This window comes from Rhodoferax sp. SPJ4, from assembly GCF_058216275.1.
Genome location: NZ_JBYZMN010000001.1, coordinates 1,090,274 through 1,115,989 on the forward strand (window position 1 = coordinate 1,090,274; position 25,716 = coordinate 1,115,989).

The following is a 25,716-nucleotide window of genomic DNA, read 5'->3' on the forward strand; positions in this document are numbered from 1 at the left end:
GGCGGCCCCAAACCCACTGTCCCAACACGCCAATCGCTAGACCGAGCACGCCAATGCCTTCCGCCACCGTCCTGACCAGCTGGTCCCGCGCCGTGCGGCGGGCACTTGACCGCAGCGGCTGCGACAGCGCCGCGCTGTTTGCCGCCGCCGGGCTGGACATGGCGGCGCTGGACGACCCCAATGCCCGCTACCCGCTGGCCGCCACCACCCGCTTGTGGCGGCTGGCCAGCCAGGCCACCGGCAACCCCTGCTTCGGGCTGGCGGTGGCGGGTGAGGTCACGCAGACCACCTTCCATGCGCTGGGCTACTCGCTGAGCGCCAGCACCACCTTGCAGGAAGCCTTCGAGCGCATCGTGCGCTATTTCCGGCTGGTGACCGACGCCGCCGATTTGGCATTCACCCGCGAGGCCGACCACTACCGTTTTGTCATCCGGCCCCGCCTGGGCCCGGAGCCGCCGGCCGACGAGGCCATCGATGCCTTTGTGGCCTTGTTCGTGCGTTTTTGCCGGGCCATGCTGGGCCGGGATTTTTCGCCGCTGCAGGTGCGGCTGGCCCGCCCCGCACCCGAGGCCCCAGGTCTGGAAGGCTTTGCGGCGGTGTTTCGTGCGCCGCTGGTGTTTGGCTGCGCCCAGAGTGAGCTGTGGTTTCCTGCCGAGGCCTTCGAACGCCGGCTGGAAAGCGCCAACCCCGAGCTGGCCCGGCTCAACGACGAGGTGGCGCTGCGCCACCTGGCCCGTTTTGACCGCGACAACCTCAACGTCCGGCTGCGCGCCGCACTCATCGAGCAATTGCCGCTGGGAGAGCCCTCGGCCGCCAAGCTGGCGGCGCTGCTGCACCTGTCGCTGCGCAGCCTGCAGCGCCGGCTGGCCGAGGAAGGCACGAGCTACGAGGACCTGCTGACCGCCACCCGGCGCGAGCTGGCCCTGTCCCACCTGGCCGACCGGCGCTACAGCCTGGGCGAGGTGGCCTATTTGCTGGGCTTTGCCGATGCCAGCAGCTTCAACCGGGCCTTCAAGCGCTGGACCGGCCTGACGCCGGGCCAGTACCGCGAGCGCTGATGGAGCGCAGGCGAGAGGACAAAGAAAAAGGCCGCCAGATGGTTATTCCTGGCGGCCTTTAAACAGTGTGGTGGTGGAGCTGGGGGGATTTGAACCCCCGTCCGCAAGCCATCCTCGAGCAGATCTACATGTTTAGCGGTCTGATTTGAGTCTCGCCTTCTGGGTCGCGCAGTCGCACGCTACACAGAACGCCAGTGCCCTATTGTCTCGCTTCGAACCAAGGCACCCGGTCCAAAGCCAGCCGATGTGAATAACCTCACAGCCGGGAGCATCAACTTGCGCTGACACCCCTTGCCCAGCCCATCGGCCTGCTGTTGTGAGGCTCACTGGTGTTTAAGCAGCGAGTGCGAAACGTTCGTCGTTTGCAGTTAGTTTGTTTGAATCTGTTTTACGAGCGCATTCAGCTCGACATGCACCACAGCGATTCCGTACCCACGTCGAAACCAATGCAGCCCCTCAACCCCCATTTTAGGCGCTGGGCAGCAATTGCAAGAGCGCGTGGGGAGAATTAATCTGCGCATGGGCGCCCCACTGGTCCACATCGGACCGGGCGCCCAGGTAGCCGTAGGTGGCAGCCACGGTGCGCATGCCGGCGGCCAGGCCGGCCACGATGTCGCGTTCGTCGTCACCCACGTAGACGCAGTGCTCCGGGGCGACCTGCATGCGCCGTGCCGCCTCGAACAGCGGCTCCGGGTGGGGTTTGGCGTGGGGCGTGGTGTCGCCACCGACGATGGCCGCGGCATGGGCAAACAGCGGCATGGCGCGGGTCAGCGGCGCGGTGAAGCGCATCGCCTTGTTGGTCACCACGCCCCAGGGCAGGGCCATGGCCTGCAGGCGGGCCAGCATCTCGGCCACGCCGTCAAAGGCAAAGGTGCGCTCGGTCAGGCAGCGTTCGTAGTTGGCCAGGAACTCGTCGCGCAGCGGCAGAAACTCGGCGTCTTCCGGCGTCAGGCCAAAGGCCACACCCACCATGCCACGGGCGCCGGCGCCGGCCATGGGCCGGTAGGCCTCGTAGGGCAGCGAGGGCAGGCCGCGGTCGGTGCGCAGCTTGTCGGCGGCAGCGGCCAGGTCGGGCGCGCTGTCGACCAGCGTGCCGTCCAGGTCGAACAGCACCGCCTGCACGCCTTCAAACGGGCCGCTCATGGCTTGCGGGTGGCGAACAAATAGTTCACGCTGGCGTCGCCGTCCAGCCAGTAGCGCTGGGTGAAGGGGTTGTATTGCAGGCCGCGGGTGTCGGTGAGCGTCAGGCCGGCGTTGCGCACATCGCGGGCCAGTTCGCTGGGGCGGATGAATTTGGCGTACTCGTGGGTGCCACGCGGCAGCATGTTGAGCACGTACTCGGCGCCGACGATGGCGAACAGAAACGACTTGGGGTTGCGGTTGATGGTGGAGAAAAACACCCAGCCGCCAGGCTTGACCAGCGTGGCGCAGGCCTGCACCACCGAGGCCGGGTCGGGCACATGCTCCAGCATTTCCATGCAGGTCACTACGTCAAACTGGCCAGGCATTTCGGCGGCCAGCGCCTCGGCGCTGGCTTCGCGGTAGCGCACATTGGGTGTTTGCGCCTCCAGCGCATGCAGCTGGGCCACTTTCAGGGCCTTGGTGGCGAGGTCGATGCCCAGCACCTCGGCGCCGCGCCGGGCCATGGAATCTGACAGGATGCCGCCGCCGCAGCCGATGTCGACCACCTTCTGGCCTTGCAGCGGTGCCATGGACGCGATCCAGTCCAAGCGCAGCGGGTTGATCTGGTGCAGCGGCTTGAACTCGCTTTGCGGGTCCCACCAGCGGTGGGCCAGGTCGGAAAATTTGGCCAGTTCGGCCGGGTCGGCGTTGGTGAAACTCATGGACCGATTATCCGGCCTGGCCGCCGGGCGCGCTGGCCGCTCAGTGGGCGGCCATGGCGTCGGCGCTGGCGGCCCCGGCCGATTTCACCGGCCGGGCCAGCCAGACCACGCCGATCAGCAACAGAAAAATGAAGGCCGAGGCGTAAAAGATGTCGTTGGCGCTGAGCATGAAGGCCTGCTGGTCGATCAGCCGGTTGACCAAGGCATGGGCCTGGTCCAGGCTCAGGCCCTGGGCCTGCAGGCCATTCAGGGCCTGGGTGGCGTTGGGGTTGGCCAATGTCATGTTCTCGGCCAGGTGGGCGTGGTGCATGGCGGCGCGGTCGTCCCACAGCGTGGTGGCGATCGAGGTGCCAAAGCCGCCGGCGGTGATGCGCACGAAGTTCGACAGGCCCGAGGCGGCCGGAATGCGGTCTGGCGTCAAGCCCGACAGCGTCAGGCTGACCAGCGGGATGAAGAAAAACGCCATCGCAACGCCTTGCACGATGGTGGGCAGCAAGATGGTGTTGAAGTCGGCCTGGGTGTTGAACTGTGAACGCAGCCACAGCACCAGCGCAAAGGTCAGAAAAGCCACCGTGGCCAGCCGCCGCGGGTCGGTGCTTCCCACCAGCTTGCCCACCACCGGCGACAGCACGATGGCCAGAATGCCCACCGGCGCCAGCACCATGCCGGCCTGGGTGGCGGTGTAGCCCATGTACTGCTGCAGCCACAGCGGCAGCAGCACCACGTTGCCAAAAAACACGCCATAGCCCAGCGAGGTGGCGAGCACGCCGGTCCAGAAGTTGCGGCGGACGAACAGCCGCAGGTCCACCACCGGGTGGGCGTCGGTCAGCTCCCACACCAGGAAGAAGGCGAAACCCACCACCGCCACCACCGCCAGCAGCACGATCTGCCCCGAGGCAAACCAGTCCAGCTCCTTGCCCTTGTCCAGCATGACCTGCAGCGCGCCCACCCACAGCACCAGCAGCGCCAGGCCCACCTTGTCGATGGGCAGGATGCGGATGGTGGATTCACGCTGGGCGTAGATGCGCCAGGTGCACAGCGCGGCCACCAGGCCGACCGGGATGTTGATGTAGAAGATCCAGGGCCAGCTGATGTGGTCGGTGATCCAGCCCCCCAGCAGCGGGCCCATCACCGGCGCCACCAGCGTGGTCATGCCCCACAGCGCCAGCGCCATGCCGGCCTTGGCCTTGGGGTAGCTGGCCAGCAGCAGGGTTTGCGACAGCGGGATCATGGGCCCGGCCACCGCGCCCTGCACGATGCGGAAAAAAATCAGCGCCTCGATGCTGGGCGCCAGGCCACACAGCCAGGAGGCCACGATGAACAGCAGCACGCTGGCGGTGAACAGCCGCACCTGGCCGAAGCGCTGGGTCAGCCAGCCGGTCAACGGCACCGAGATGGCGTTGGCCACCGCGAACGAGGTGATGACCCAGGTGCCTTGGCCCGGGCTGACCCCCAGGTCGCCCGAGATGGCAGGGATGGACACGTTGGCGATCGACGAGTCCAGCACGTTCATGAAGGTGGCCAGCGACAACGCCACCGTGCCCAGCACCAGCGTGGCGCCTTGCAGTGGCGCGTGTTCCACCGGCGCGCCGGCGGGGCGGTCGGCCGGGCTCTGGCCTGGCGCGGCCGGCAGGGTGTCGGTGGCCATGCTCAGGCGCCGGGCTGGGCCACCATGGCCACGCGCTTGGCCGTGGCCTTGTGCGCGGCATGCGCGGCCTCGTGGGCGGGCGCGTGCCCCAGGTTGGCCGCGATGATGTGCTGCACCCTGGCCTCGGCGCCGGCATCACCGGCGGCATGGGCTTCGGTGGTGCTGGCCGTGGCGGGGCTGCCGGCATCGGCCAGCAGCTTGCCCGACTGGTCTTGCACGTCGACCTCGGCCTCCATCGACAGGCCGATGCGCAGCGGGTGTTCGGCCAGCTCTTTGGCGTCCAGCGCGATGCGTACCGGCACCCGTTGCACCACCTTGATCCAGTTGCCGGTGGCGTTTTGTGCCGGCAGCAGCGCAAAGGCCGCGCCGGTGCCAGCACCCAGGCCGGCCACCGTGCCGTGGTAGCTGACCTTGTTGCCGTAGACATCGGCGCTCAGCGTGACCGGCTGGCCGATGCGCATGCCACGCAACTGCACTTCCTTGAAATTGGCGTCGACCCAGACCTGGTCGAGCGGCACGATGGCCATCAGCGGCGCGCCGGGCGCGATGCGCTGGCCCACCTGCACGCTGCGGCGGGCCACCAGGCCCCCCACCGGTGCCACCAGCGCGGCCCGCTGGGTGGCCAGCATGGCCTCGCGCACCCGGGCGGCGGCCCGTTGCACGCTGGGGTGGTCTGGCACCGCCACGCCTTCGGTCAGGGCCTTGTTGGAGGCCAGCGACTCCTGCGCGGCCGCCACCGCCGCCTGGGCCGAGCCCTGGGCGCTGCGGGCGGCCGCCAGCGCGGTGCGGCTGTGGTTCAACTCCTCGCCCGACACCGCGCCGTTGGCCACCAGCGGCTCGCGGCGGGCCAGGTCGTCCTGGGCCCGGGCCACCTCGGCACTGCTGCGGGCCAGCTCGGCCTGGCGCAGCGCCACGGTCGAGGCCAGCGTGGCGTTGTTGGCGTACAGCGTGCGCACCTCACGCACCGTCTGGGCCAGCTGGGCCTCGGCCTGGTCGAGCGCCACCTGGGCGTCGGCCGGGTCGAGCTGCACCAGCGCCTGACCGGCCTTGACGAAGTCGGTGTCCTGCGCCAGCACGGCCAGCACGGTGCCGGCAATCTGCGGCGTGATCTGCACCACATTGCCTTGCACGTAGGCGTTGTCGGTGCTCTCGATGTGGCCGTGGGTTGCCCAGTAGGCGCCATAGCCGATGGCGCCGAGCGCGAACACCGCGCTCAGGGCTAGCAGCAGGGGCTTGCGGCGGGCGTTGGGGGCGTTGGAAATGGAAGCGGCGGAAGCGGTCATGGCGGTGTTCCTGGCAAGGGGAGGGCGGTCAGCGGGTCTGCGCCAGCGCGCTGGGGGGCTCGGCAAAGCCGCCGCCCAGGGCTCGGTTCAGTGCCACGCTCAGGTCGAGGGCGCGGGCCTTCAGGTCGGTGGCGGCGCGGCGCTGGGCCAGCACCGCGTTTTCAGCGGTCAGCACCGTCAAATAGGTGGACAGGCCGGCCTGGTAGCGCTGCAGTGCCAGCGCATAGGCCGCGTCGGCGGCGGCATGGGCGGCCTGCTGTTCGCGGGCCTGGTCTTGCAGCGAACGCAGCGAGGCCACCTGGTCGGCCACGTCGCGGGCGGCGTCCAGCAAAGCCTGGTTGTAGCTTTGCACCGCCTCGTCGGCATCGGCGGTGCTGGCGCTCAGGGCGGCCCGCAGGCGGCCGCCCTCGAAGATGGGCAGGTGCAAGGCCGGGCCCACGCCATAGGTCTGGCTGCCGGCGTCCAGCCAGCGCGACAGGCCCAGGCTGGCAAAACCGGCGAAGGCGTTCAGGTTGATGTTGGGGTAGAACTGCGCCTTGGCCACCGCCACCTGGCCCAGTGCGGCCTGCACGCGGGCCTTGGCGGCGCTGATGTCGGCGCGGTGGGCCAACAGGTCGGCGGGCAGGGCGTCGGGCCACACGGGCGTGGCCACCGGACTCAGCCGGGGCGACAGATTGGCGGTGGCGTCGGGGCCCTGGCCCAGCAGCGCGGCCAGGGCATGGCGGCTGAGCGCTATCTGCTCGTCGATTTGTGCCGCCTCGCCCCGGGCCAGCGGCAGGTTGCCCTCGGCCTGGCGCAATTCCACCTGGGTGTCCAGCCCGGCCTGCAAACGCTGCTGCACCAGGGCCAGGGTCTGACTGCGCTGCTGCAGGCTGGCCTGGGCCAGTTCACGCAGCTCGACCAGCCGCGCCAGTTGGAAATAGCCGCGGGCCACCGCGGCCGACACCAGCACCCGGGCCGCCTGCTGCTCGGCCTCGGCGGCCCGCACCTGGCTCAGCGCGGCTTGCAGCGCCGAGCGGTTTTTGTCCCAGAAATCGACCTCGTAACTGGCGCTCAGAAGGGCCTGGCTGCTGGTCTGCATGGCGCCGGCCAGCGGTGGCGGGTACAGGCCGTTGGCGGTGAAGCGCTGGCGGGTGCTGTCCACCGCCAGGCCCAGCTGAGGCTGGCGCGCGGCGTCGGCCAGGCCGGCAGCGGCCTGGGCCTTCTGCAAACGGGTCTGGGCCAGCTGCAGGCTCAGGTTCTGGCCCAAGGCCTGCTCGATCAGGCCGTTCAGCACCGCATCGTTGTACCGTGTCCACCAGTCGGTCTGTGGCCAGTCGGCGAAGGCGGCGCTGGCGCCCAGGGCGGTGGCGGGCAGTTCGCGTGCCTGTGGCGTGATGCCTGAAAAATTGGCGCAACCGGCCAGGGCCAGCGCCGCCACCAGCGGCGCCAGGCGCCGGACGGGAATGGGGAAAAAGTTCATGGCGGGTTGCCTTCGGAAGCGCTCGGGGCGCAGGGGCTTTGCTGGCCGTTGCGGATCATGCGGCGCAGCAGGTCTTTGAGCTGGTCCAGCTCGCGGGGGCTGATGCCTTGCAGGTGGTGGTTGAGCACGCTGCACAGGCCCTGGGGAATCTGTTGGGCGGCGCGCTGGCCGTCGGCGGTGAGTGCCAGGTGCACCACCCGGCGGTCTTGTTCGCTGCGGATGCGGCGCACCAGGCCCTTGGCCTCCAGCCGGTCCAGCATGCGGGTCATGGCGCCGGCGTCGGTGCCGGCCTCGCGGGCCAGCAGGGCGGCGGTGTCGCCCTTGCCCTGGGCCATCAGGAACAGCGGCCCCCATTGCATGGCGGTCAGGTCCTGGGGTTGCATGCAGACGTCGATGTGGCGCTGCAGCGACTGGTGCAGCACCCGCACCAGGTAGCCCACCGACTCGTCGGCGCAGTAATGCTCGGGCTGGTAGCGGGCCTGGCCGGGGGCGGTGGTGTCGGGGCCGGATGCGGGCTGGGTTTTGCGCATGGTTGGGATAATAGTTGCCTATGCAATCATTGTCAAGGCACCCATATACCCCGGGGCATCGCTGGGTGTCAGCTTGCGGACGCGCCGACCGCGTTAGGCTGTGACCATGAACCTGCCGACCCCACCGCATTCACCCCCGGTCCACCCGGACGCGCCACGACCGGTCAACCTCGCCCTGCAGGGCGGCGGCTCGCACGGGGCCTTCACCTGGGGGGTGCTGGACGCCTTGCTGGAAGACGGGCGGCTGGACTTCGAGGGCATCAGCGGCACCAGTGCCGGGGCCATGAACGCGGTGGCGCTGGCCCATGGTTTTGCCCAGGCCGAGGGGCAACCGGCCGCGGCGGCGCGCGAGCGGGCGAGGGCCTCGCTGGCGGATTTCTGGGAGGGCGTGATCGCCATGGGGGCGCTGACCTCCAGCCTGGCCACGGCCCAGCGGGCCCCGTTCGACCTGCTGTTCGGCGGGCTGTCGGCGTTGGCTGGCCAGGGCTCACCGGGCCAGATGATCACCGACGCCTTGACCAGCTTCTGGGCCAGTGCGGTGTCGCCCTACCAGAGCAACCCGTTCGACATCAACCCGCTGAAGCGCTTTCTCGAACAGCAGATCGATTTCGAGCGGCTGGGCGCGCACAGCCCGCTGAAGGTGTTTGTGGTGGCCACCAAGGTCAGCACCGGCAAGGCGGAAATCTTCACCGGCAAGCGTTTGACGGCCAACGCGGTGATGGCCTCGGCCTGTCTGCCCACGGTGTTCCAGGCGGTGGAGGTGGAGGGCGAGCGTTACTGGGACGGCGGCTATGCCGGCAACCCGGCCATCCATCCCTTGATTTACCAGTGCCACAGCCGCGACGTGGTGCTGGTGCAGATCAACCCGCTGCGGCGCGACCGCCTGCCCACCTCGGCGGCCGACATCCTGGACCGGCTGAATGAAATCACCTTCAATTCGGCGCTGATTGCCGAGATGCGGGCCATTGACTTTGTCAAACGCCTGCTGGCCGAGGGCCGGCTGGACCCGGCACGCTACAAGGATGTGCTGATGCACCGCATCGATGGCGGCGAGGCGCTGGAGGCGTTTGCGGCCTCAACCAAGGCCGACACCGGCGCCGCGCTGCTGCATCGGCTGCGCGATCTGGGCCGAGCCTCGGCCAAACACTGGCTGGCGCACAAGCTGGGCGCGGTGGGCCACAGCTGCAGCATCAACATCGCCCGCGACTACCTGGACGACCTGCGGATGCCCCTGTCACCGGCGGGCTGAGGCGCTCAGCTGTCCCAGTCACCGCCGCCAGCGTCGGCCGAGCCGCCACCGTCGTCCCAGGAGCCGGCGTCGCGCAGGCCGAAGTCCTCACCGCCCATGTCGGTGTTGGTGGCCACCGGCTGGAAGCCGTCCCGCGCTGCATGGTCGGTGGCCTGTGGGGTGGTGTTGTGGTCGCCCATCAGCCGGCGACCGATGGCCTCGGCGGCCACCACGCCCGCTCCCACCGCCAGGCCGGTGGCCAGCCCCCCCATGACCTTGCCCCCCAGGCCAGCACCTGCCGCCGGGCTGGCGCCGTAGGCCGGGTTGGCATAACCGGGCTGACCGAAGCTCTGCGGCCCTGACAGCCCGCCCGAACCGCCTTGACCGTTGTCATAGGCCGGCACGGCCGCCGGGGGGCGGCGGCGGAACAGCCAATACCCCAGGCCGATGACGCCCCCGGCCAGCAGCAGCGGCAGGCCCCAGGACAGGGGTGCGGCCGGGCTGGTTTGGTGCGTGGCCTGGCCGGTGGGCGACAGGCTGACGGCCGGTGGGTTGCTGCGGGCGGCCAGCTGGGCCCGCAGCGCCTGCACCGCCTCTGGCTTCGCAAAGGGCAGGCCAGGGGCCAGCTTTTCAGCCCGGGCCAGTGCCTCGCGCGCCTGTGGCAGCTTGCCCTGGCGGGCGAACAACTCGCTTTGCACAAAGTGGGCCTTGCCACTGTTGGGGTGGGACACCAGCACCTGCTGCATCATCACCTGGGCCTGGTCCAGCTGGCCGGCCTTGGCGGTGGCATAGACCTCGTGCAGGCTGGGTTCGGCCTGGGCCATGGCCAAGCCGGTGCCCATCAGGCTGGCTACCAAAATCCATTGAAAAAGTCGCTGAATCATGTTGTTTGCGGTTCCGTCGTGGTTGTCAGCAGGGCCCGATGCCCTGTTCCCGCGAGGTGATGCCGTGCGGGCCGATCTCAAGGGCCAAAGTGTGTCTGCGAGGTAACAGTGCGAGCGGAGCCCAGTGCGCTGTCGCGTTGCAGGGCGATGGAGGTGATGGGCAGGTGGTGCATGCATTCGCGCAGCACCAGCAGGGTGGCGGCGAATTCGGCGCTGGTGGGCAGCGCGTCCTGGATGGCGGGCCGGCCCTCCACGAGCGCCACCCAGCGGTTGAACAACCCCTCCATTGCCTCCAGGCCGAGCCGGGTGCCCGGCCCAGGGTCGGCACCGGCCAGCAGCGCCAGCGCGTGCAGTGCGGGGTCGGTGGTCACCCAGTGCAGCGGGCTGGGCAGCTGGGTCCGCATCGGCATCACCACGTCTTCCACCGCGGCGATGGCCTGTTCCACCGCCAGCGGGCCGAGGCGGTGGCCCGGAAAGAAACGCCGGGCCAGGCCATCGGTGCCCAGGGCCAGCGGCAGGGTTTGTTGGCCCTGGGCGGTGTCCAGCCGCACCCAGCCGCTGTCTGGCCCCAGGTGCAGCTGCGCCTGGGGTTCGGTTGGTGTCGGTGGGATGGCGGTCATGGGGAGGCCAGGCTGGTGGGACAGATTGTGGCGGTTCAGGGGTGGCCCGGCCCCCGGCCAGCCCGCGTCCAGGGGCTTGGCACCCGCCATGGGCGCGTCAGCGGCCGCTGTGGAAAAATCGCCGCCTTCTTCAGCTTCCCCCTTGGTCGCCCCATGCGCATGCGAAAAAAAGCTGACCTGCCCAGCAAGCCCTGCCTCACCTGCGGCCGCCCCTTTGCCTGGCGCAAAAAGTGGGAAAAGGTCTGGGACGAGGTGAAGTACTGCTCCGAGCGTTGCAAGCGCGAACGGACGGCCGCATGACGGCCGGCACCACCGTCCGGCTGGTGCTGGGCGACCAGTTGAACCCACAACACAGCTGGTTCCGCGAGGTGCGCAGCGATGTGCTTTACCTGATGATGGAGGTGCGGCAGGAGACCGACTACGTGCTGCACCACGCACAGAAAATCCTGGCCATTTTTGCCGCGATGCGCGATTTCGCTGTCCGGCTGGCCCAGGCTGGCCACCGCGTGCACTACCTGGCCATCGACGACCCGGCCAACCAGCCCTCGTTGACCGCCAACCTCGACGCGGTGCTGGCCGCCCACGACGCGGTGGCCTTCGAGTACCAGGCGCCGGACGAGTGGCGGCTCGACAGCCAGCTGCAAGACCATGGCCGCCGGCTGGCCGTGCCGGTGCAGATGGTGGACACCGAGCATTTCTACACTGGCCGCAAGGAGGCTTTGCAGCTGTTCGCCGGCCGCAAACAGTGGCTGATGGAGCATTTCTACCGCCAGATGCGGACCCGCCACCGGGTGCTGCTGGCGGCCGATGGCCAGCCCGAGGGCGGACAGTGGAATTTCGACGCCGAGAACCGCAAGCCCTGGCCGGGCCTGCCAGCCGAGCCGGCCGATCGGCGGCCGAGGCATGACCACCGTGTGCTGTGGGCCGCCATCCAGCAGGCCGGTGTGCAGAGTTTTGGCGACCCGCAGGCCGACCGCCTGGCCTGGCCGCTGCACCGCGGCGAGGCGCTGGCCCAGCTCGACGCCTTTGTGGCCCACGCGCTGCCGCATTTCGGCGATTTCCAGGACGCGCTGAGCAGCAAGGCCACGCGCTTGTTCCACTCGCTGCTGTCGTTCGCCCTCAACGTCAAGATGCTGGACCCGCGCGAAGTGGTCGACCGGGTGGAGGCGGCCTGGCGCGCTGGCCAGGTGCCGCTGGCGGCGGCCGAGGGCTTCATCCGGCAGATCCTGGGCTGGCGGGAGTATGTGCGCGGGGTCTACTGGGCCCACATGCCGCACTACGGCCAGCACAACCACTTTGGCCACCAGCGGCCGCTGCCCGAGTGGTTCTGGACCGGCCAGACCCGGATGCGCTGCCTGGCCCAGGCCATTGGCCATTCGCTGGACCACGCCCATGCCCACCACATCCAGCGGCTGATGGTGATCGGCAACTTTGCCTTGTTGGCCGGGCTGGACCCCGATGCGGTGCACCGCTGGTATTTGGGTGTGTACATCGACGCTTTCGAGTGGGTGGAAATGCCCAACACCCTGGGCATGAGCCAGTTCGCCGATGGCGGCCTGCTGGCCACCAAGCCCTATGTGTCCAGCGCCGCCTACATCGACCGCATGGGCGACCTGTGCAAGGGCTGCCATTACGACAAGAAGCAGCGGGTGGGGGAGACGGCCTGCCCGTTCAACGCGCTGTACTGGGACTTCTTCGAGCGCAACACCCCCCACTTGGGCGGCAACTTCCGGCTGGCCATGGTGTATCGCCAGTTAAAGAAGATGGACCCTGCGGCCAAGGCGGCCTTTGCCGCGCGCGCAGAGGCGTTGCGAGAAAACATTGAAAACTTATAAAAATCAATGAACTTTCAATTAAATTGAATCTTTTGCTTTAGGTTTTATTGGGTTGCCCGCCCGGCTGACGGCAGCAGGCCCCCGATACACTGACGCGATGCAACTGCAAGAGATTCTTTACAGCCAGGGCTTCGGCACCCGGCGCGTCTGTGCCGGCCTGGTGCAGCAGGGCTTGGTGACGGTGGCTGGTGCCGTGGTGGACGACGCGGCCATGGAGTTTGAAGCGACTGGGCTGGCCTTCAGCGTCCAGGGTGTGGCCTGGGAGTACCACCAACCGGCCTACGTATTGCTGCACAAGCCGGCCGGCACCGAGTGCTCGCAAAAGCCGTCCACCTACCCCAGCATCTACACCTTGCTGCCGTCGCCGCTGCGCATGCGGCCGCAAAAGGGCCCGGTGCAGGGCGTGCAGGCGGTGGGTCGGCTCGACCAGGACACCACCGGCCTGCTGCTGTTGACCGACGACGGCAAGTTCATCCACCGGATGAGCTCACCCAAACACCATGTGCCCAAGGTCTACGAGGTCACCACCAAACACCCGCTGGACGAGCGCCAGGTGCAGCGCCTGCTGGACGGTGTGGTGCTGGACGACGACCCCAAGCCGGTGCGTGCCGCTGCCGCCGTGGCGCTGGCCGAGCACCACCTGCAGCTCACATTGACCGAGGGCAAGTACCACCAGGTCAAGCGCATGCTGGCCGCGGTGGGCAACCGGGTCGAGGGCCTGCACCGCTCCCGCATCGGCGGTTTGGCGCTGCCGGCCGACCTGCCGCCGGGCGGCTGGCGTTGGCTGCGGCCAGCCGATCTGGCCGCGATCGCTGGCTGAGGCTGCCGGGCGGGTTCAGGGCGTGCGAAATACCCGGTCCGGCCCGGGCTGCGTCAGGCCGGTGCAGGGTGGCCAAGGCTACACTTCCAGGCTAGACCAACAGGCGTTTGCTGTGAACCTTTCTCTCCCCCGCGCGGCCCTGGCCGCGGCCACCGTGCTGGCCAGCCTGCTGGTTGCGCCCTTGGCCCAGGCCCACCCGGTGTTTGTGTTGAACTCGCTGGACGCGTCGGTCAGCGTGATCGACCCCGTCACCTGGCAGGAAACCCACCGCATCCCCACCGGCAAAGAGCCGCACCACATCTACCTGACGCCGGACGAGAAGTCGCTGGTGGTGGCGAATGCGCTGGGCGACTCGCTGACCTTTGTCGACCCCCGCACGGCCGAGGTGCAGCGGGTGGTGCGCGGCGTGCTGGACCCCTACCAGCTGCGTTTTTCACCCGACATGAAGTGGTTTGTCACCGCCGCCAACCGGCTCAACCACATCGACATCTACCGCTGGGACGGCCAGTCGCTGAGCCTGGCCAAGCGGGTGTCCACCGCCAAGACCCCCAGCCACTTGTGGATAGACAGCACCAGCCGCACCATTTACTCGACCATGCAGGACAGCGACGAGTTGGTGGCGATCGACCTGGCCACCCAGTCCATCAAATGGCGCGTCCCCACCGGCCCGATGCCGGCCGACATCTTCGGCACGCCCGATGACAAGCTGCTGCTGGTCGGCCTGACCGGTGGCGACGGCGTGGAGGTCTATGACGTGTCGGGCAAGGCCCCGGCGCTGCTGCGCAAGATCAAGACCGGCGAAGGTGCCCATGCCTTCCGCAGTGCCGGCGACCGCCGCCATGTGTTCGTCAGCAACCGGGTGGCCAACACGGTGAGCAAGATCGACCACCAGACGCTCAGCGTGGTCGAGAGCTACAAGGTGCCCGGCGGCCCCGACTGCATGGACGTGTCGGCCGACGGCAAGACCCTGCTGGTCACCTCGCGTTGGGCCCGCAAGCTCACGCTGGTCGACCTGGACAGCCGCAAGATCAGCCGCCAGGTGGTGGTGGGCCGGTCGCCACACGGGGTCTGGACCCTTGACCACGCACCGCGCCAGTGAGGCGCCGTCCAACCTGCGGCGCGGGCTGGTGGGCCTGCTGGCCCTGGTCACCCCGCTGGGCTGGGCCGCCTCCTGCCCGCAGCCGGTCTACCTGACGCTGGACACCGGCCACATGGGCGTGGCCCCGCTGGTCGCCGAGGTGCTGCAACGGCAGGACGTCAAGGTCACCTTCTTCATCGCCAACGAGCCCACCCAGAGCGGCGGCCGCTCGCTGGACGACCAATGGGCACCCTGGTGGAAAGCCCGCGCCGTCGAGGGCCATGCCTTCGGCTCCCACACCTGGGACCACGGTTACTGGCTGGCCGATCTGCCGGCGGTGGCCGGTGAGCCCCGTTTCCGCGTCCGGCCGACCTTTGGCCCCGACGCGGGCAAGCCCCAAACCTGGACCACCGCCCAGTACTGTGCGGAACTGCGGCGCCCGGCCGAGCGTCTGAAAGCCATGACCGGCACCGACATGCTGCCCCTGTTCCGCGCGCCCGGCGGCAAGGCCTCGCCCGCGCTGCTGCAGGCGGTGGAAACCTGTGGCTTCAAGCATGTGGCCTGGGCGCCGGCCGGTTTCCTGGGCGACGAGCTGCCTAGCGACAAATTCCCCAATGCGGCGCTGCTGGCGCGGGCCTTGCGAGACATCCGGGCGGGCGACATCCTGGTGGCCCACCTGGGCATCTGGTCGCGCCAGGACCCCTGGGCGCCGGCGGTGCTGGAGCCGCTGATCCAGGGCCTGAAGGCCAAGGGTTTTTGTTTTGCCACGCTGCGCGAGCACCCACAGTTGCGGCCCTGGCTGTTGACCCATGCCAGCGCCACCCCTTCCCACTGATTTTTCGCCATGGACTTTCTGATCGATCTGTTTGCAAACGCCCAGCAGCACCTGTTTGAGGCGGTGGTGCAGCCGCTGGTGTTTGCGATGGGGGAGGGCGGCCGCCTGGAAGAGGCCTACGACGGCACCGGCTGGCTGCTGGTGGGCCTGCTGCAGATCGCGGTGCTGCTGGCGGTGGTGGGGCCGCTGCAGCGCTGGCGGCCGGTGGACGCGGTGGTGGACCGCGTGGCCATCCGCACCGACATGGTCTACACCATCGTGCACCGGCTGGGCCTGTTCCGGCTGGCCCTGTTTTTCACGCTGGACCCGGTGGCCGACGAGGCGCTGGGCCATTTGCGCACCCTGGGCCTGGGCACTTTCCACCTGGAGCAGCTGTGGCCCGGTGTGACCGACATCGCGCTGGTGGCTTTTGTGATTTACCTGGTGGTGTTTGATTTCTTCGACTACTGGGTGCACCGGGCCCAGCACCAGTTCAACTGGTGGTGGTCGCTGCACGCGCTGCACCATTCCCAGCGCCAGATGACGATGTGGAGCGACAACCGCAACCACCTGCTGGACGACCTGATCCGCAGTGTCATCGTGGTCGTCGTGGCCCAGATGGTGGGTGTGGGTCCGGGCCAGTTTGTGGCGTTGGTGGCCTTTACCCAGCTCAGCGAAAGCTTCCAGCACGCCAACCTGCGGCTGTCGTTTGGCTGGCTGGGCGAGCGGCTGTGGATCAGTCCGCGCTTCCACCGGCTGCACCACGCCATCGGCATCGGCCACGAGTCGGCCGGCAAGAACACCCTGGGCGGGTGCAATTTTGGGGTCTTGCTGCCCTGGTGGGACATGCTGTTCGGCACCGCCAACTTCGAGCAGCGCTTCGACGCCACCGGCGTGCGCGACCAGGTGGAGCAGGGCCGCGACTACGGCCAGGGCTTCTGGTCCCAGCAGTGGCTGGGCCTGAAGCGGCTGGGTGGCTGGGCCTGATTTTCCGCTGCTGCGGCGGGCGCCATCGGCGCACCAAGGGCTTTACCCGGGCCGGTTATGCTTTGGCCCATGGCTTTGATCTTTGATTCCTTCTGGCGGGCGACGGCGTACTGCCTGCACCCCCGGGTGATCGCGCTGTCTTTCCTGCCACTGCTGCTGACCGCCGGTCTGGCGCTGGGCCTGGGCTACTTTTTCTGGGAACCGTCGACCGCCTGGGTGCGCGAAGGCCTGGACGATTCCGCGCTGCTGGGCACACTGCTCAGCTGGCTGCAGAACATGGGCCTGACCAATTTGAAAACCGTGCTGGCCCCGCTGGTGGTGATCTTCTCGGTGACGCCGGCCATCGTCGTGCTGTCGCTGCTGGTGGTGGCGGTGCTGATGACGCCCACGCTGGTCAGCATGGTGGCCGAGCGCCGCTTCCCCCTGCTGGCGCGCAAGCGCGGCGGCTCGGTGCTGGTCAGTCTGGTCTGGTCACTGGGCTCCACGCTGCTGGCGGTGGTGGCCCTGGTGGTGTCCATGCCGCTGTGGCTGGTGCCGCCACTGATTCTGATCCTGCCGCCACTGATCTGGGGCTGGCTGACCTACCGGGTAATGGCCTTTGACGCGCTGGCCGAACACGCCAGTGCCGACGAGCGGCGCGAACTGATGCGCCGCCACCGCGGGGCCCTGCTGGGCATCGGCGTGTTGACCGGCTACCTGGGCGCGGCCCCCAGCGTCATCTGGGCCTCGGGTGCGCTGTTTGCCGCCGCCTTTGTGATCCTGGTGCCGGTGGCGATTTGGATTTACACCCTGGTGTTTGCCTTTTCGTCGCTGTGGTTCTCCCACTTCTGCCTGGCCGGCCTGGACCGGCTGCGCAGCGAGCAGGCCACCGCCGTCGCTGCAACCCCTGCCACCCCCGTGGCCGAACCGCCCGCGCTGACCCATGACCGTGAGCCCACCCTCGAGCCCTTTGCCGCCGAACGCCCCCCCGCCTGAGACGACGCCGGCCATCGGCCTGGTGATCATTGGCGACGAAATCCTGTCCGGCAAGCGGGCCGACAAACACCTCGCCAAGGCCATTGAGCTGCTGGGCGAGCGTGGCCTGGCGCTGGCCTATGCCGATTACGTGGGCGACGACCCGGCCCGCATCACCGCCACGCTGGGCCGGGCTTTCGCGTCGGGCGACATCGTTTTCTCATTCGGCGGCATTGGCGCCACCCCCGACGACCACACCCGCCAGGCCGCGGCGCGGGCACTGAGCCGGCCCCTGGTGCTGCACCCGCAGGCGGCCGTGCTGATCCGTGAGCGCATGCAGGACCTGGCCCGCGAACAGGGCACGGTTTACCAGCCCGAGCACCCGGACAACCTGCACCGGCTCAACATGGGTGTGTTCCCTGAAGGCGCGGCCATCATCCCCAACCCCTACAACAAGATCCCGGGTTTCAGCTGCGCCGGTGCGGGCGGCGGCCAGGTGCATTTTGTGCCCGGCTTTCCGGTGATGGCCTGGCCCATGCTGGCCTGGGTGCTGGACACCCAGTATGCCCATCTGTTCCACCGCCAGGCGCAGCGGGAGAAGTCGGTCATCGTCATGGGTGCGATGGAGGCCACGCTGACCCCGTTGATGGAGGCCATCGAGCGCGACTTCGCCGGCGTCAAGGTCTTCAGCCTGCCCAGCGTGGCCCATCCCGAATGGGGCCGGCACATCGAGCTGGGGGTCAAGGGCGCGCCAGCGCTGCTGGACGCCGCCTATGCGGCGCTGCTTAGCGGCCTCCACCATCATGAGGCGAAGCTGGGCCCTGAGTTGGTGCGCTAGATGGCATGCACGGTCCTGGTGCGGGCCGCATAGCACCAAATTCGTGCATCATCGGCCGCAGTGGCGCCAAGACTTTTGCACCAAGCCTGCGCAGGTGGCGGGAATCCGCCGCATCTCAGGGCAAAATACGGGGCGCTGGAAAGATGACACCCACCGACCGTGGCACAAAAACTGCATCTTGAGCCTGTTCTTTTTTCAACGATGACCCCAACCAGGAGAGCTTGATGGCAAAGACCGTCGCAGACGTGATGAAGATGGTGAAAGAAAACGAAGTCAAGTTCGTTGACTTCCGTTTCACAGACACCCGTGGCAAAGAGCAGCACGTGACCGTGCCGGTGTCGCATTTCGATGAAGACAAGTTCACCTCCGGCCACGCCTTCGACGGTTCGTCGATCGCCGGCTGGAAGGGCATTGAGGCCTCGGACATGCAACTGATGCCCGACCCCAACACCGCCAACATCGACCCCTTCTTCGAAGAAACCACGCTGTTCCTGCAGTGCGATGTGGTCGAGCCCAGCGATGGCAAGGCCTATGACCGTGACCCCCGCTCGGTGGCCAAGCGCGCCGAAGCCTACCTGAAGGCCTCCGGCCTTGGCGACACCGCCTTCTTCGGTCCGGAACCCGAATTCTTCATCTTCGACGGCGTGCGCTGGAGCAACGAACCTGGCCGCGTGTTCAGCGAAATCGAGGAATACGAAGCCCCCTGGAACAGCGGCGCCAAGCTCGAAGGCGGCAACCGCGGCCACCGTCCCACCGTGAAGGGCGGCTACTTCCCCGTGCCCCCGGTCGACAGCACGCAGGACATGCGCGCCGAAATGTCGCTCATTCTGGAATCGCTGGGCATCCCGGTCGAAGTGTTCCACCACGAAGTGGCGGGCGCCGGCCAGAACGAAATCGGCACCAAGTTCTCCACGCTGGTGCAACGCGCCGACTGGACCCAGGTACTGAAGTACGTGGTGTGGAACGTGGCCAACGCCTACGGCAAGACCGCCACCTTCATGCCCAAGCCTTACGCCGGTGACAACGGCTCCGGCATGCACGTGCACCAGTCGATCTGGAAGGACGGCAAGAACCTGTTCGCCGGTGACGGCTACGCCGGCCTGAGCGATTTCGCGCTGTACTACATCGGCGGCATCATCAAGCACGCCCGCGCACTGAACGCCATCACCAACCCCGGCACCAACAGCTACAAGCGCCTGGTGCCTGGCTTCGAAGCCCCGGTGAAGCTGGCCTACTCGGCCCGCAACCGCTCGGCCTCGATCCGCATTCCGTTTGTGGCCAACCCCAAGGGCCGCCGCATCGAAGCGCGTTTCCCGGACCCATCGGCCAACCCTTACCTGTGCTTCTCGGCCCTGATGATGGCCGGTCTGGACGGCGTGGAAAACAAAATTCATCCGGGCGAAGCGGCCACCAAGGACCTGTACCACCTGCCGCCGGAAGAAGACAAGCTGGTGCCCACCGTGTGCCACAGCCTGGACCAGGCGCTCGAGTACCTCGACAAGGACCGCGCCTTCCTGACCAAGGGCGGCGTGTTCACCGACTCCATGCTGGACGCCTACATCGAGCTGAAGATGGGCGAAGTGACCCGCTTCCGCATGGCCCCGCACCCGGTCGAGTTCGACATGTACTACAGCCTGTGATCGCGCTGCGATGACAACCCAAAAGGACGGCAGCTGCCGTCCTTTTTTTTGCCCCCACATTCCCTGCCACTTTCACAGCGACGGTGGCTGACCGACAATGCATTTTTGATTTGCGGGCGAGCGAATGTCGAAAACCACCCCATTGATCATGCTGACGCTGCTGGCCCTGGCCGGCATGGGCAGCAGCCAGGCGCAAGAGCGCGTCTACCGTTGCGGCAACGAATACACCAACAACCCGTCAGCGGCCAAATCCAAGGACTGCAAGCCCATTGAAGGCGGCAACGTCACCGTCATCCAGGGCACCCGGGTGCAGAACGGCAAAGGCGCCGCCCCGGCGGCCAGCGGCACCGCGGCCCAGAAGGTGGGCAATGACGAGCAGCGGGCCCGCGACAGCGATTCGCGCGCCATCCTAGAGGCCGAACTCAAGCGCGCCGAGGCCCGTCAGGCCGACCTGCTGCGCGAGTACAACAACGGCGAGCCGGAGAAGCAGGGCGGTGAGGCCCGCAACTACCAGAAGTACCTTGACAGGGTGGCCGAGATGAAGGCCGCCATTGCCCGTGGCGACAGCGACATCGCCGGCATCAAACGCGAACTGGCCCGGCTCGGGACCCCCGGTGGCCGCTAAGCCGGCCGCCAACGGCGGGGTGAAAAAGGCCGCTTCCGCCCACAGCTGGTTTCAGCCGCTGGACCTGCTGGCCACGCTGGTGGCCGTGGTGCGCACCGACGGCCAGGTGCTGTTTGCCAACGCCGCGCTGGAAGACGCGCTGGGCACCTCGCGCCGCACCATCGAGGGCTCGCAGCTCACCGAGTGTTTCACAGAGCCCCAGCTGCTTCGCAACGCCTTGCAGGGCGCCGGCAGCAACGAGTTTGCCGCGCTGCGCTACGACGCCTGGCTCAAGCGCCACCACCATGAGCCCTTGCCGGTGCATGTGATCGTGGCCCAGACCGAGCGGCCGGGTGAGATCGTCGTCGAGCTACTGCCGCTGGAGCAGCAGGCCAAACAAGACCGCGAGGAGCGGCTGATCGACCAGGCCCAGGCCAACAAGGAGCTGATCCGCAACCTGGCCCACGAGATCAAGAACCCGCTGGGCGGCATCCGCGGCGCGGCCCAGTTGCTGGAGATGGAGATCGACTCCAAGGACCTGAAGGAGTACACCCGGGTCATCATCCACGAGGCCGACCGGCTGCAGACCCTGGTCGACCGCCTGCTGGCGCCGCACCGCCGGCCGCATGTGGTGGGCGACGTCAACATCCACGAGGTCTGTGAGCGGGTGCGTTCGCTGATCACCGCCGAGTTCCCGCGCGGCCTGCGGGTGGTGCGCGACTACGACACCTCCATCCCCGAGTTTCGCGGCGACCGCGAGCAGCTGATTCAGGCGGTGCTGAACATCGCGCACAACGCCTGCCAGGCCCTGGCCGACCAGATCGCCACCGGCGAAGGGCAGCTGATTTTTCGCACCCGCATCGCGCGGCAGGTGACTTTCGGCAAGCACCGCTACCGACTGGCACTGGAATTGCATGTGATCGATAACGGGCCCGGCGTGCCCGACGCGATCAAGGACCGCATTTTCTACCCGCTGGTGTCGGGCAGGGAGGGCGGATCGGGGTTGGGTCTGACGCTCGCGCAAACCTTCGTGCAACAGCACCATGGCTTGATCGAGTGTGAAAGTGTGCCGGGGCGAACAGATTTCAAGCTGTTGATCCCATTGCCATAACCGAGACACACCCGAGGTGACCACACACATGAAGCCGATTTGGATCGTTGACGATGACCAGTCCATCCGCTTCGTGCTGGAGAAGGCCCTGCTGAGGGAAGACCTTCCCACCCGCAGTTTCACCAACCCCCGCGAGGTGCTGCAAGCCCTCGAGGCGGTCAGCGATGACGACCCCGAGCACTACGGCCCCCAAATCCTGGTCAGCGACATCCGCATGCCCGGTGGTTCCGGTCTGGACCTGCTGGCCAAGGTGAAGGAAAAACACCCCGGTCTGCCAGTCATCATCATGACCGCCTTCTCCGACCTCGACAGCGCGGTCTCGGCCTTTCAGGGCGGGGCCTTCGAGTACCTGCCCAAGCCCTTTGACCTGCCCAAGGCCATCGAGCTGATCCGCCGCGCGGTGGAAGAAAGCCAGCGCGAAGAGGTGGCCGAGGAACGCATGGCCGCCGCGCCCGAGATGCTGGGCCAGGCGCCGGCGATGCAGGACGTGTTCCGTGCCATCGGTCGGCTCAGCCAGAGCAACGTCACGGTGATGATCACCGGCGAATCCGGCTCGGGCAAGGAGCTGGTGGCGCGTGCGTTGCACAAGCATTCGCCGCGCGCCAACGGGCCGTTCGTGGCCATCAACACCGCCGCCATTCCCAAGGACCTGCTGGAGAGCGAGCTGTTCGGCCACGAGCGCGGCGCCTTCACTGGCGCCCAGACCATGCGCCGCGGCCGCTTCGAGCAGGCCGAAGGCGGCACGCTGTTCCTCGACGAAATCGGCGACATGCCGTTCGACCTGCAGACCCGGCTGCTGCGGGTGCTGAGCGACGGCCATTTCTACCGCGTCGGCGGCCACAACGCCGTCAAGGCCAATGTGCGGGTGATTGCCGCCACCCACCAGGACCTGGAGCAGCGCGTCAAGGAAGGCGTGTTCCGCGAGGATTTGTTCCACCGCCTCAACGTGATCCGCCTGCGCCTGCCGGCGCTGCGCGAGCGCCGCGAAGACGTGCCCATGCTGACCCGCCATTTCCTGCAGCAAAGCGCCAAGCAGCTGGGGGTGGAGCCCAAGCGCATTTCCGACGCGGCGCTGGCCCAGCTGGGGGGCTTTGGTTTCCCCGGCAATGTGCGCCAGCTGGAAAACATCTGCCACTGGTTGACCGTGATGGCGCCGGCCCAGGTGATCGAACGCAAAGACCTGCCGCCCGAAATCCAGGCGCTGCCCATCGAGCCCGGGGCACGGCCCGACGCGGTGGAGGCTGCGGTGCTGGCCACCGAGGGCCCCACGCTGCTGGGCCGCACCGAAGAGGCCGCCCTGGCCGACCCGCTGCACGCCGCGGTGGTGGCGCTGCGCAGCCCGGTGGGCGGTGCCAGCACGGGCTGGGAACTGGGCCTGGAAGCCGAGGCGCTGGAGTTGCTGGCCACCGGCCGGCACGATGTGTGGGACGAGTTGACCCGGCGCTTCGAGTCCAAGTTGATCCTGACCGCCTTGTCCAACACCCGGGGCCGCCGCATCGAGGCCGCTCAGAAGCTGGGCATCGGCCGCAACACCATCACCCGTAAGATCCAGGAACTCGGTCTGGAGTGAAAAAAAAGGACGCTGGCCAGCGTCCTTTTTTTCTGGCTCCTGCCTGAGCCAGGCACCCAGCCTTAAAACGTCACCACCACCGGCGCGTGGTCGCTGGGCTTTTCCCATTTGCGCGGCGCCCGGTCCACCGTGCAGGCCTGCAGCAGCGGTTTCAGTGGCGCGCTGACCAGGATGTGGTCGATGCGCAGGCCGCGGTTTTTTTGGAAGCCCAGCATCCGGTAATCCCACCACGAAAAGCTTTTGGGCGGCTGCTCGAAGGCGCGGAAGGCGTCGTGCAGGCCCAGGTCCAGCAGGGCCTGGAAATGGGTTCGCTCCTCGGTGGTGTGGTGGATGGTCTCGCGCAAACCCTCGGGGTCGTAAGAGTCGCGGTCTTCCGGGGCGATGTTGAAATCGCCCAGCAGCACCAGATTGGCGTGCTGCGCCATCTCGCTGCGCACCCAGTCGTGCAGCGCGGTCAGCCAGGCCATCTTGTAGGCAAACTTTTCCGAACCCGGCTCCTGGCCGTTGACGAAATAGCCGTTGATCACCCGCAGCGGGCCTTGCGGCGTGGCCACGGTGGCGGCGATCACCCGGGCCTGCTCGTCGGCAAAACCGGGGATGTTGCGCACCACCTCGGTCATTGGGCTGCGGCTCAGCATGGCCACGCCGTTGTAGGTCTTCTGGCCCAGCCACACGGCCTGGTAGCCGGCAGCGGCCAGCTCGGCCTGCGGGAACTTCTCGTCGGGCAGCTTCAGCTCCTGCAGGCACAGCAGGTCCACCGGGTTGGTGGCCAGCCAGTCCAGCACCTGCGGCAGGCGCACGCCCAGCGAGTTGACGTTCCAGGTGGCGATTTGGGTCATGGCGCCGGCCTCAGATGTGCAGTGCGGCCAGCACGCCCACCAGCACGCCCACGCCGCCGGTGACAAACATCGCGTACTCCAGCCATTTCTTGTGGCTCAGCAAGGCGATGGCGGCCAGCGCGATCGCCACCTGCAGCACGGTGGTGGCCTGGGCCCAGCGGTGGTGCTGGTGAATCTGCTCGTCGCTTTTCTTGTCCCACTCGGTGGCCTCGGCTTCGAGCTTCTCGGCGGCCAGCTTGATCTCGGCCTTTTCCTTCTCGTAGCGTTCGGCCTTGCCCTGGTAAGTGGCCTTTTTGTCCTCGGGCGACAGGTCACGGGCCAGTTCGGCCAGCGACTGCTTGGTGCTCTTGGACTGGTAGTAATTCCACTGGTTGGAGGCCTCGGTTTTCTTGATGGCCGCGTTGTTCTTGAACAGGCCGGCGTTGGCCTGGGTGGCGCCCCCCATGTAGGCGAACAGCGCGCCCACGGTGGCGATGATGGCGGTGAACATCGCGATCTGGTTCACCATCTTGCCGCCGCCAGACTCATGGGCATGCTGGGCGGCATGCTCCAGCTCGTGGTCGTGCGGGCCGTGCACGTGGAAACCTCCTCCGGACATCTCACTCTCCTCGTTTGTCGTGAATCACAAAATGGCAGGTCAGGCCATTGGCCGTCTGTAGGGTCTGGCGCGCGGTTTCCCGCCACTCGGGGCCCAGCACCGGGGCATGGGCGTCGCCGTCAAAGTCGGCATCGATCTCGGTCACCACCAGCCGCTGGGCCAGCGGCAGCGCCTGGGCATAGATGTCGGCGCCGCCAATCACCCAGGCCACCGCGTCGGCCGGGCACAGGGCGGCGGCCTCGGCCAGCGAGCCGGCCCGCTGCGCGCCTGCGGCCTGCCAGTCGGCCTGGCGGGTCACCACCACGTTCAGCCGACCGGGCAGGGGCCGGAATTTGGCTGGCAGCGAGTCCCAGGTCTTGCGGCCCATGATGACCGGGCTGCCCAGCGTGGTGCGCTTGAAATGCGCCAGGTCTTCCGGCAGATGCCAGGGCATGCCGCCGTCCTTGCCGATGACACGGTTGCGGGCCTGTGCCCAGATCAAATGAAGGGCCATGCTCACACCGCCACCGGCGCCTTGATGGCCGGATGGTGCTGGTAGTCCAGCACCTCGAAGTCGTCGAACTCGTAGTCGAAGATGGACGCGGGCTGGCGCTTGATGTGCAGTGTGGGGTAGGGCAGGGGCGCACGGCTCAGTTGCAGCGCCACCTGCTCGCTGTGGTTGCTGTAGATGTGACAGTCGCCACCGGTCCAGATGAAATCGCCCACCGCCAGGCCGCATTGCTGGGCCACCATGTGGGTCAGCAGCGCGTAGCTGGCGATGTTGAAGGGCACACCCAGAAAAATGTCGGCGCTGCGCTGGTACAGCTGGCAGCTCAGGCGGCCCGGCTCGCCCGGGGTCTGCGACGGCGCCACGTAGAACTGGAAGAAGGCATGGCAGGGCATCAGCGCCATCTTGTTCAGCTCGGCCACGTTCCAGGCGCTGACGATGATGCGGCGCGAATCGGGGTTGGTTTTCAGGGTCTGGATGACCTCGGCGATCTGGTCGATGTGGCCGCCGCCTGGCGTGGGCCAGCTGCGCCATTGCACGCCGTAGACCGGGCCCAGGTCGCCGTCCTCGCGTGCCCACTCGTCCCAGATGGTCACGCCGCGTTCCTTGAGCCAATTGGCGTTGCTGTCGCCGCGCAGAAACCACAGCAGTTCCAGGATGATGGACTTCAGGTGCACCTTTTTGGTGGTGACCAGTGGAAAGCCTTCGTTCAGATCGAAGCGCATCTGGTGGCCGAACACGCTGGTGGTGCCGGTGCCGGTGCGGTCGGGCTTGAACACGCCGTGGCTCGCCACATGGCGCATGAAGTCCTCGTATTGGGAGCGGACGGGACGGGTGGTCATGGGGTGTTGGACAAAGGCGAAAAATCGGGTGGCCTGCAGGCTGCTGGGTGAAGTGTAGTGTGCCGCCGCGTCCCGCCGGCGCCCCAGGGCAAGGCCTTGCTGCATCGCACCAAACCCCGCCGGCCGAGTCCTGCGACAATCC

At 67.6% G+C, this 25,716-nt stretch carries 26 protein-coding genes and 1 other RNA gene; 14 read left to right on the top strand and 13 right to left on the bottom strand.

What is annotated here, in order from left to right; all coding sequences use genetic code 11:
• Nucleotides 1-53 precede the first annotated feature (53 nt).
• Nucleotides 54-1,058 carry an AraC family transcriptional regulator gene (locus AC4BAR_RS05395; RefSeq protein ID WP_490626777.1) on the top strand — a complete coding sequence of 335 codons (1,005 nt, stop codon included), beginning with the start codon at nt 54-56 and terminating at the stop codon, nt 1,056-1,058.
• Nucleotides 1,059-1,129: 71 nt separating this feature from the next.
• Here AC4BAR_RS05395 and ssrA read toward each other — a convergent pair.
• The 7 genes from ssrA to AC4BAR_RS05430 all read right to left on the bottom strand — a co-directional run bounded on the left by ssrA (nt 1,130) and on the right by AC4BAR_RS05430 (nt 7,825).
• Nucleotides 1,130-1,514: a transfer-messenger RNA gene (gene ssrA / locus AC4BAR_RS05400) on the bottom strand.
• 12 nt (nt 1,515-1,526) lie between these two features.
• A complete protein-coding gene (gene gph / locus AC4BAR_RS05405; protein ID WP_490626778.1) occupies nt 1,527-2,201 on the bottom strand; it encodes a phosphoglycolate phosphatase in 675 nt (224 codons plus the stop codon).
• On the bottom strand, nt 2,198-2,902 hold the full coding sequence (gene ubiG / locus AC4BAR_RS05410) for a bifunctional 2-polyprenyl-6-hydroxyphenol methylase/3-demethylubiquinol 3-O-methyltransferase UbiG (protein ID WP_490626779.1): 705 nt from the start codon (nt 2,900-2,902) through the stop codon (nt 2,198-2,200). Before ubiG ends, gph begins: the two co-directional genes overlap by 4 nt.
• Before the next feature lie 40 nt (nt 2,903-2,942).
• Nucleotides 2,943-4,550 carry a DHA2 family efflux MFS transporter permease subunit gene (locus AC4BAR_RS05415; RefSeq protein WP_490626780.1) on the bottom strand — a complete coding sequence of 536 codons (1,608 nt, stop codon included), beginning with the start codon at nt 4,548-4,550 and terminating at the stop codon, nt 2,943-2,945.
• A 2-nt stretch (nt 4,551-4,552) separates the two neighbouring features.
• Nucleotides 4,553-5,833 carry an EmrA/EmrK family multidrug efflux transporter periplasmic adaptor subunit gene (locus AC4BAR_RS05420; RefSeq protein ID WP_490626781.1) on the bottom strand — a complete coding sequence of 427 codons (1,281 nt, stop codon included), beginning with the start codon at nt 5,831-5,833 and terminating at the stop codon, nt 4,553-4,555.
• 28 nt (nt 5,834-5,861) lie between these two features.
• On the bottom strand, nt 5,862-7,295 hold the full coding sequence (locus tag AC4BAR_RS05425; RefSeq protein WP_490626782.1) for an efflux transporter outer membrane subunit: 1,434 nt from the start codon (nt 7,293-7,295) through the stop codon (nt 5,862-5,864).
• Nucleotides 7,292-7,825 carry a MarR family winged helix-turn-helix transcriptional regulator gene (locus AC4BAR_RS05430; protein WP_490626783.1) on the bottom strand — a complete coding sequence of 178 codons (534 nt, stop codon included), beginning with the start codon at nt 7,823-7,825 and terminating at the stop codon, nt 7,292-7,294. Before AC4BAR_RS05430 ends, AC4BAR_RS05425 begins: the two co-directional genes overlap by 4 nt.
• Before the next feature lie 106 nt (nt 7,826-7,931).
• Here AC4BAR_RS05430 and AC4BAR_RS05435 point away from each other — a divergent pair, with 106 nt between their 5' ends.
• On the top strand, nt 7,932-9,074 hold the full coding sequence (locus AC4BAR_RS05435) for a patatin-like phospholipase family protein (protein ID WP_490626784.1): 1,143 nt from the start codon (nt 7,932-7,934) through the stop codon (nt 9,072-9,074).
• Between the two features lie 5 nt (nt 9,075-9,079).
• Here AC4BAR_RS05435 and AC4BAR_RS05440 read toward each other — a convergent pair whose 3' ends face one another.
• Entirely contained in the window at nt 9,080-9,895 is an 816-nt protein-coding gene (locus tag AC4BAR_RS05440) for a tetratricopeptide repeat protein (RefSeq protein WP_490626785.1), read from the bottom strand.
• 119 nt (nt 9,896-10,014) lie between these two features.
• The gene (locus AC4BAR_RS05445; RefSeq protein WP_490626786.1) at nt 10,015-10,557 is read right to left on the bottom strand and encodes a hypothetical protein; all 543 of its coding nucleotides are present in this window, start codon (nt 10,555-10,557) and stop codon (nt 10,015-10,017) included.
• Between the two features lie 153 nt (nt 10,558-10,710).
• Between AC4BAR_RS05445 and AC4BAR_RS05450 the strand changes: the two genes are divergently transcribed.
• From AC4BAR_RS05450 to ntrC, 12 genes are all read left to right on the top strand, one after another.
• The gene (locus tag AC4BAR_RS05450; protein ID WP_490626787.1) at nt 10,711-10,857 is read left to right on the top strand and encodes a DUF2256 domain-containing protein; all 147 of its coding nucleotides are present in this window, start codon (nt 10,711-10,713) and stop codon (nt 10,855-10,857) included.
• Nucleotides 10,854-12,392 carry a cryptochrome/photolyase family protein gene (locus tag AC4BAR_RS05455; protein WP_490626788.1) on the top strand — a complete coding sequence of 513 codons (1,539 nt, stop codon included), beginning with the start codon at nt 10,854-10,856 and terminating at the stop codon, nt 12,390-12,392. The genes AC4BAR_RS05450 and AC4BAR_RS05455 overlap by 4 nt, the downstream gene beginning before the upstream one ends.
• Before the next feature lie 97 nt (nt 12,393-12,489).
• The gene (locus AC4BAR_RS05460) at nt 12,490-13,212 is read left to right on the top strand and encodes a pseudouridine synthase (RefSeq protein ID WP_490626789.1); all 723 of its coding nucleotides are present in this window, start codon (nt 12,490-12,492) and stop codon (nt 13,210-13,212) included.
• A gap of 112 nt (nt 13,213-13,324) precedes the next feature.
• Complete coding sequence (locus AC4BAR_RS05465; RefSeq protein WP_490626790.1) at nt 13,325-14,311, top strand: YVTN family beta-propeller repeat protein; 987 nt, start codon at nt 13,325-13,327, stop codon at nt 14,309-14,311.
• 13 nt (nt 14,312-14,324) lie between these two features.
• Nucleotides 14,325-15,125: a polysaccharide deacetylase family protein gene (locus AC4BAR_RS05470; RefSeq protein ID WP_490627201.1), complete on the top strand. Its 801-nt coding sequence runs from the start codon at nt 14,325-14,327 to the stop codon at nt 15,123-15,125.
• A gap of 9 nt (nt 15,126-15,134) precedes the next feature.
• A complete protein-coding gene (locus AC4BAR_RS05475) occupies nt 15,135-16,091 on the top strand; it encodes a sterol desaturase family protein (RefSeq protein ID WP_490626791.1) in 957 nt (318 codons plus the stop codon).
• A 69-nt stretch (nt 16,092-16,160) separates the two neighbouring features.
• Nucleotides 16,161-17,066, top strand: coding sequence for an EI24 domain-containing protein (locus tag AC4BAR_RS05480; RefSeq protein WP_490626792.1), 906 nt, complete (start codon nt 16,161-16,163; stop codon nt 17,064-17,066).
• Nucleotides 17,020-17,883: a competence/damage-inducible protein A gene (locus AC4BAR_RS05485; protein ID WP_490626793.1), complete on the top strand. Its 864-nt coding sequence runs from the start codon at nt 17,020-17,022 to the stop codon at nt 17,881-17,883. The genes AC4BAR_RS05480 and AC4BAR_RS05485 overlap by 47 nt, the downstream gene beginning before the upstream one ends.
• A 224-nt stretch (nt 17,884-18,107) precedes the next feature.
• Nucleotides 18,108-19,523, top strand: coding sequence for a type I glutamate--ammonia ligase (gene glnA, locus AC4BAR_RS05490; protein WP_490626794.1), 1,416 nt, complete (start codon nt 18,108-18,110; stop codon nt 19,521-19,523).
• Between the two features lie 124 nt (nt 19,524-19,647).
• Nucleotides 19,648-20,148, top strand: a complete 501-nt coding sequence (locus AC4BAR_RS05495; RefSeq protein ID WP_490626795.1) for a hypothetical protein — start codon at nt 19,648-19,650, stop codon at nt 20,146-20,148.
• On the top strand, nt 20,138-21,238 hold the full coding sequence (gene glnL, locus AC4BAR_RS05500) for a nitrogen regulation protein NR(II) (protein ID WP_490626796.1): 1,101 nt from the start codon (nt 20,138-20,140) through the stop codon (nt 21,236-21,238). Before AC4BAR_RS05495 ends, glnL begins: the two co-directional genes overlap by 11 nt.
• Nucleotides 21,239-21,266: 28 nt before the next feature.
• Entirely contained in the window at nt 21,267-22,808 is a 1,542-nt protein-coding gene (gene ntrC, locus AC4BAR_RS05505; RefSeq protein ID WP_490626797.1) for a nitrogen regulation protein NR(I), read from the top strand.
• Nucleotides 22,809-22,870: 62 nt separating this feature from the next.
• Here ntrC and xth read toward each other — a convergent pair whose 3' ends face one another.
• Genes xth through AC4BAR_RS05525 form a run of 4 tightly spaced genes read right to left on the bottom strand, consistent with a single transcriptional unit; the run spans nt 22,871 to nt 25,574 of the window.
• On the bottom strand, nt 22,871-23,647 hold the full coding sequence (xth, locus tag AC4BAR_RS05510; protein ID WP_490626798.1) for an exodeoxyribonuclease III: 777 nt from the start codon (nt 23,645-23,647) through the stop codon (nt 22,871-22,873).
• A 10-nt stretch (nt 23,648-23,657) separates the two neighbouring features.
• The gene (locus AC4BAR_RS05515) at nt 23,658-24,245 is read right to left on the bottom strand and encodes a DUF4337 domain-containing protein (protein WP_490626799.1); all 588 of its coding nucleotides are present in this window, start codon (nt 24,243-24,245) and stop codon (nt 23,658-23,660) included.
• 1 nt (nt 24,246) lies between these two features.
• Complete coding sequence (locus AC4BAR_RS05520; RefSeq protein WP_490626800.1) at nt 24,247-24,738, bottom strand: dihydrofolate reductase; 492 nt, start codon at nt 24,736-24,738, stop codon at nt 24,247-24,249.
• Between the two features lie 2 nt (nt 24,739-24,740).
• Nucleotides 24,741-25,574 (bottom strand): thymidylate synthase, encoded by an 834-nt coding sequence (locus tag AC4BAR_RS05525; RefSeq protein ID WP_490626801.1) that lies wholly within the window; start codon nt 25,572-25,574, stop codon nt 24,741-24,743.
• Nucleotides 25,575-25,716 lie beyond the last annotated feature (142 nt).

Bases quoted from the DNA above. Each gene is read 5' to 3' on its own strand.
- AC4BAR_RS05395 (WP_490626777.1), top strand. From the start codon at position 54: ATGCCTTCCGCCACCGTCCTGACCAGCTGGTCCCGCGCCGTGCGGCGG.
- gph (WP_490626778.1), bottom strand. From the start codon at position 2,201: ATGAGCGGCCCGTTTGAAGGCGTGCAGGCGGTGCTGTTCGACCTGGAC.
- ubiG (WP_490626779.1), bottom strand. From the start codon at position 2,902: ATGAGTTTCACCAACGCCGACCCGGCCGAACTGGCCAAATTTTCCGAC.
- AC4BAR_RS05415 (WP_490626780.1), bottom strand. From the start codon at position 4,550: ATGGCCACCGACACCCTGCCGGCCGCGCCAGGCCAGAGCCCGGCCGAC.
- AC4BAR_RS05420 (WP_490626781.1), bottom strand. From the start codon at position 5,833: ATGACCGCTTCCGCCGCTTCCATTTCCAACGCCCCCAACGCCCGCCGC.
- AC4BAR_RS05425 (WP_490626782.1), bottom strand. From the start codon at position 7,295: ATGAACTTTTTCCCCATTCCCGTCCGGCGCCTGGCGCCGCTGGTGGCG.
- AC4BAR_RS05430 (WP_490626783.1), bottom strand. From the start codon at position 7,825: ATGCGCAAAACCCAGCCCGCATCCGGCCCCGACACCACCGCCCCCGGC.
- AC4BAR_RS05435 (WP_490626784.1), top strand. From the start codon at position 7,932: ATGAACCTGCCGACCCCACCGCATTCACCCCCGGTCCACCCGGACGCG.
- AC4BAR_RS05440 (WP_490626785.1), bottom strand. From the start codon at position 9,895: ATGGGCACCGGCTTGGCCATGGCCCAGGCCGAACCCAGCCTGCACGAG.
- AC4BAR_RS05445 (WP_490626786.1), bottom strand. From the start codon at position 10,557: ATGACCGCCATCCCACCGACACCAACCGAACCCCAGGCGCAGCTGCAC.
- AC4BAR_RS05450 (WP_490626787.1), top strand. From the start codon at position 10,711: ATGCGCATGCGAAAAAAAGCTGACCTGCCCAGCAAGCCCTGCCTCACC.
- AC4BAR_RS05455 (WP_490626788.1), top strand. From the start codon at position 10,854: ATGACGGCCGGCACCACCGTCCGGCTGGTGCTGGGCGACCAGTTGAAC.
- AC4BAR_RS05460 (WP_490626789.1), top strand. From the start codon at position 12,490: ATGCAACTGCAAGAGATTCTTTACAGCCAGGGCTTCGGCACCCGGCGC.
- AC4BAR_RS05475 (WP_490626791.1), top strand. From the start codon at position 15,135: ATGGACTTTCTGATCGATCTGTTTGCAAACGCCCAGCAGCACCTGTTT.
- AC4BAR_RS05480 (WP_490626792.1), top strand. From the start codon at position 16,161: ATGGCTTTGATCTTTGATTCCTTCTGGCGGGCGACGGCGTACTGCCTG.
- glnA (WP_490626794.1), top strand. From the start codon at position 18,108: ATGGCAAAGACCGTCGCAGACGTGATGAAGATGGTGAAAGAAAACGAA.
- AC4BAR_RS05495 (WP_490626795.1), top strand. From the start codon at position 19,648: ATGTCGAAAACCACCCCATTGATCATGCTGACGCTGCTGGCCCTGGCC.
- ntrC (WP_490626797.1), top strand. From the start codon at position 21,267: ATGAAGCCGATTTGGATCGTTGACGATGACCAGTCCATCCGCTTCGTG.
- xth (WP_490626798.1), bottom strand. From the start codon at position 23,647: ATGACCCAAATCGCCACCTGGAACGTCAACTCGCTGGGCGTGCGCCTG.
- AC4BAR_RS05515 (WP_490626799.1), bottom strand. From the start codon at position 24,245: ATGTCCGGAGGAGGTTTCCACGTGCACGGCCCGCACGACCACGAGCTG.
- AC4BAR_RS05520 (WP_490626800.1), bottom strand. From the start codon at position 24,738: ATGGCCCTTCATTTGATCTGGGCACAGGCCCGCAACCGTGTCATCGGC.
- AC4BAR_RS05525 (WP_490626801.1), bottom strand. From the start codon at position 25,574: ATGACCACCCGTCCCGTCCGCTCCCAATACGAGGACTTCATGCGCCAT.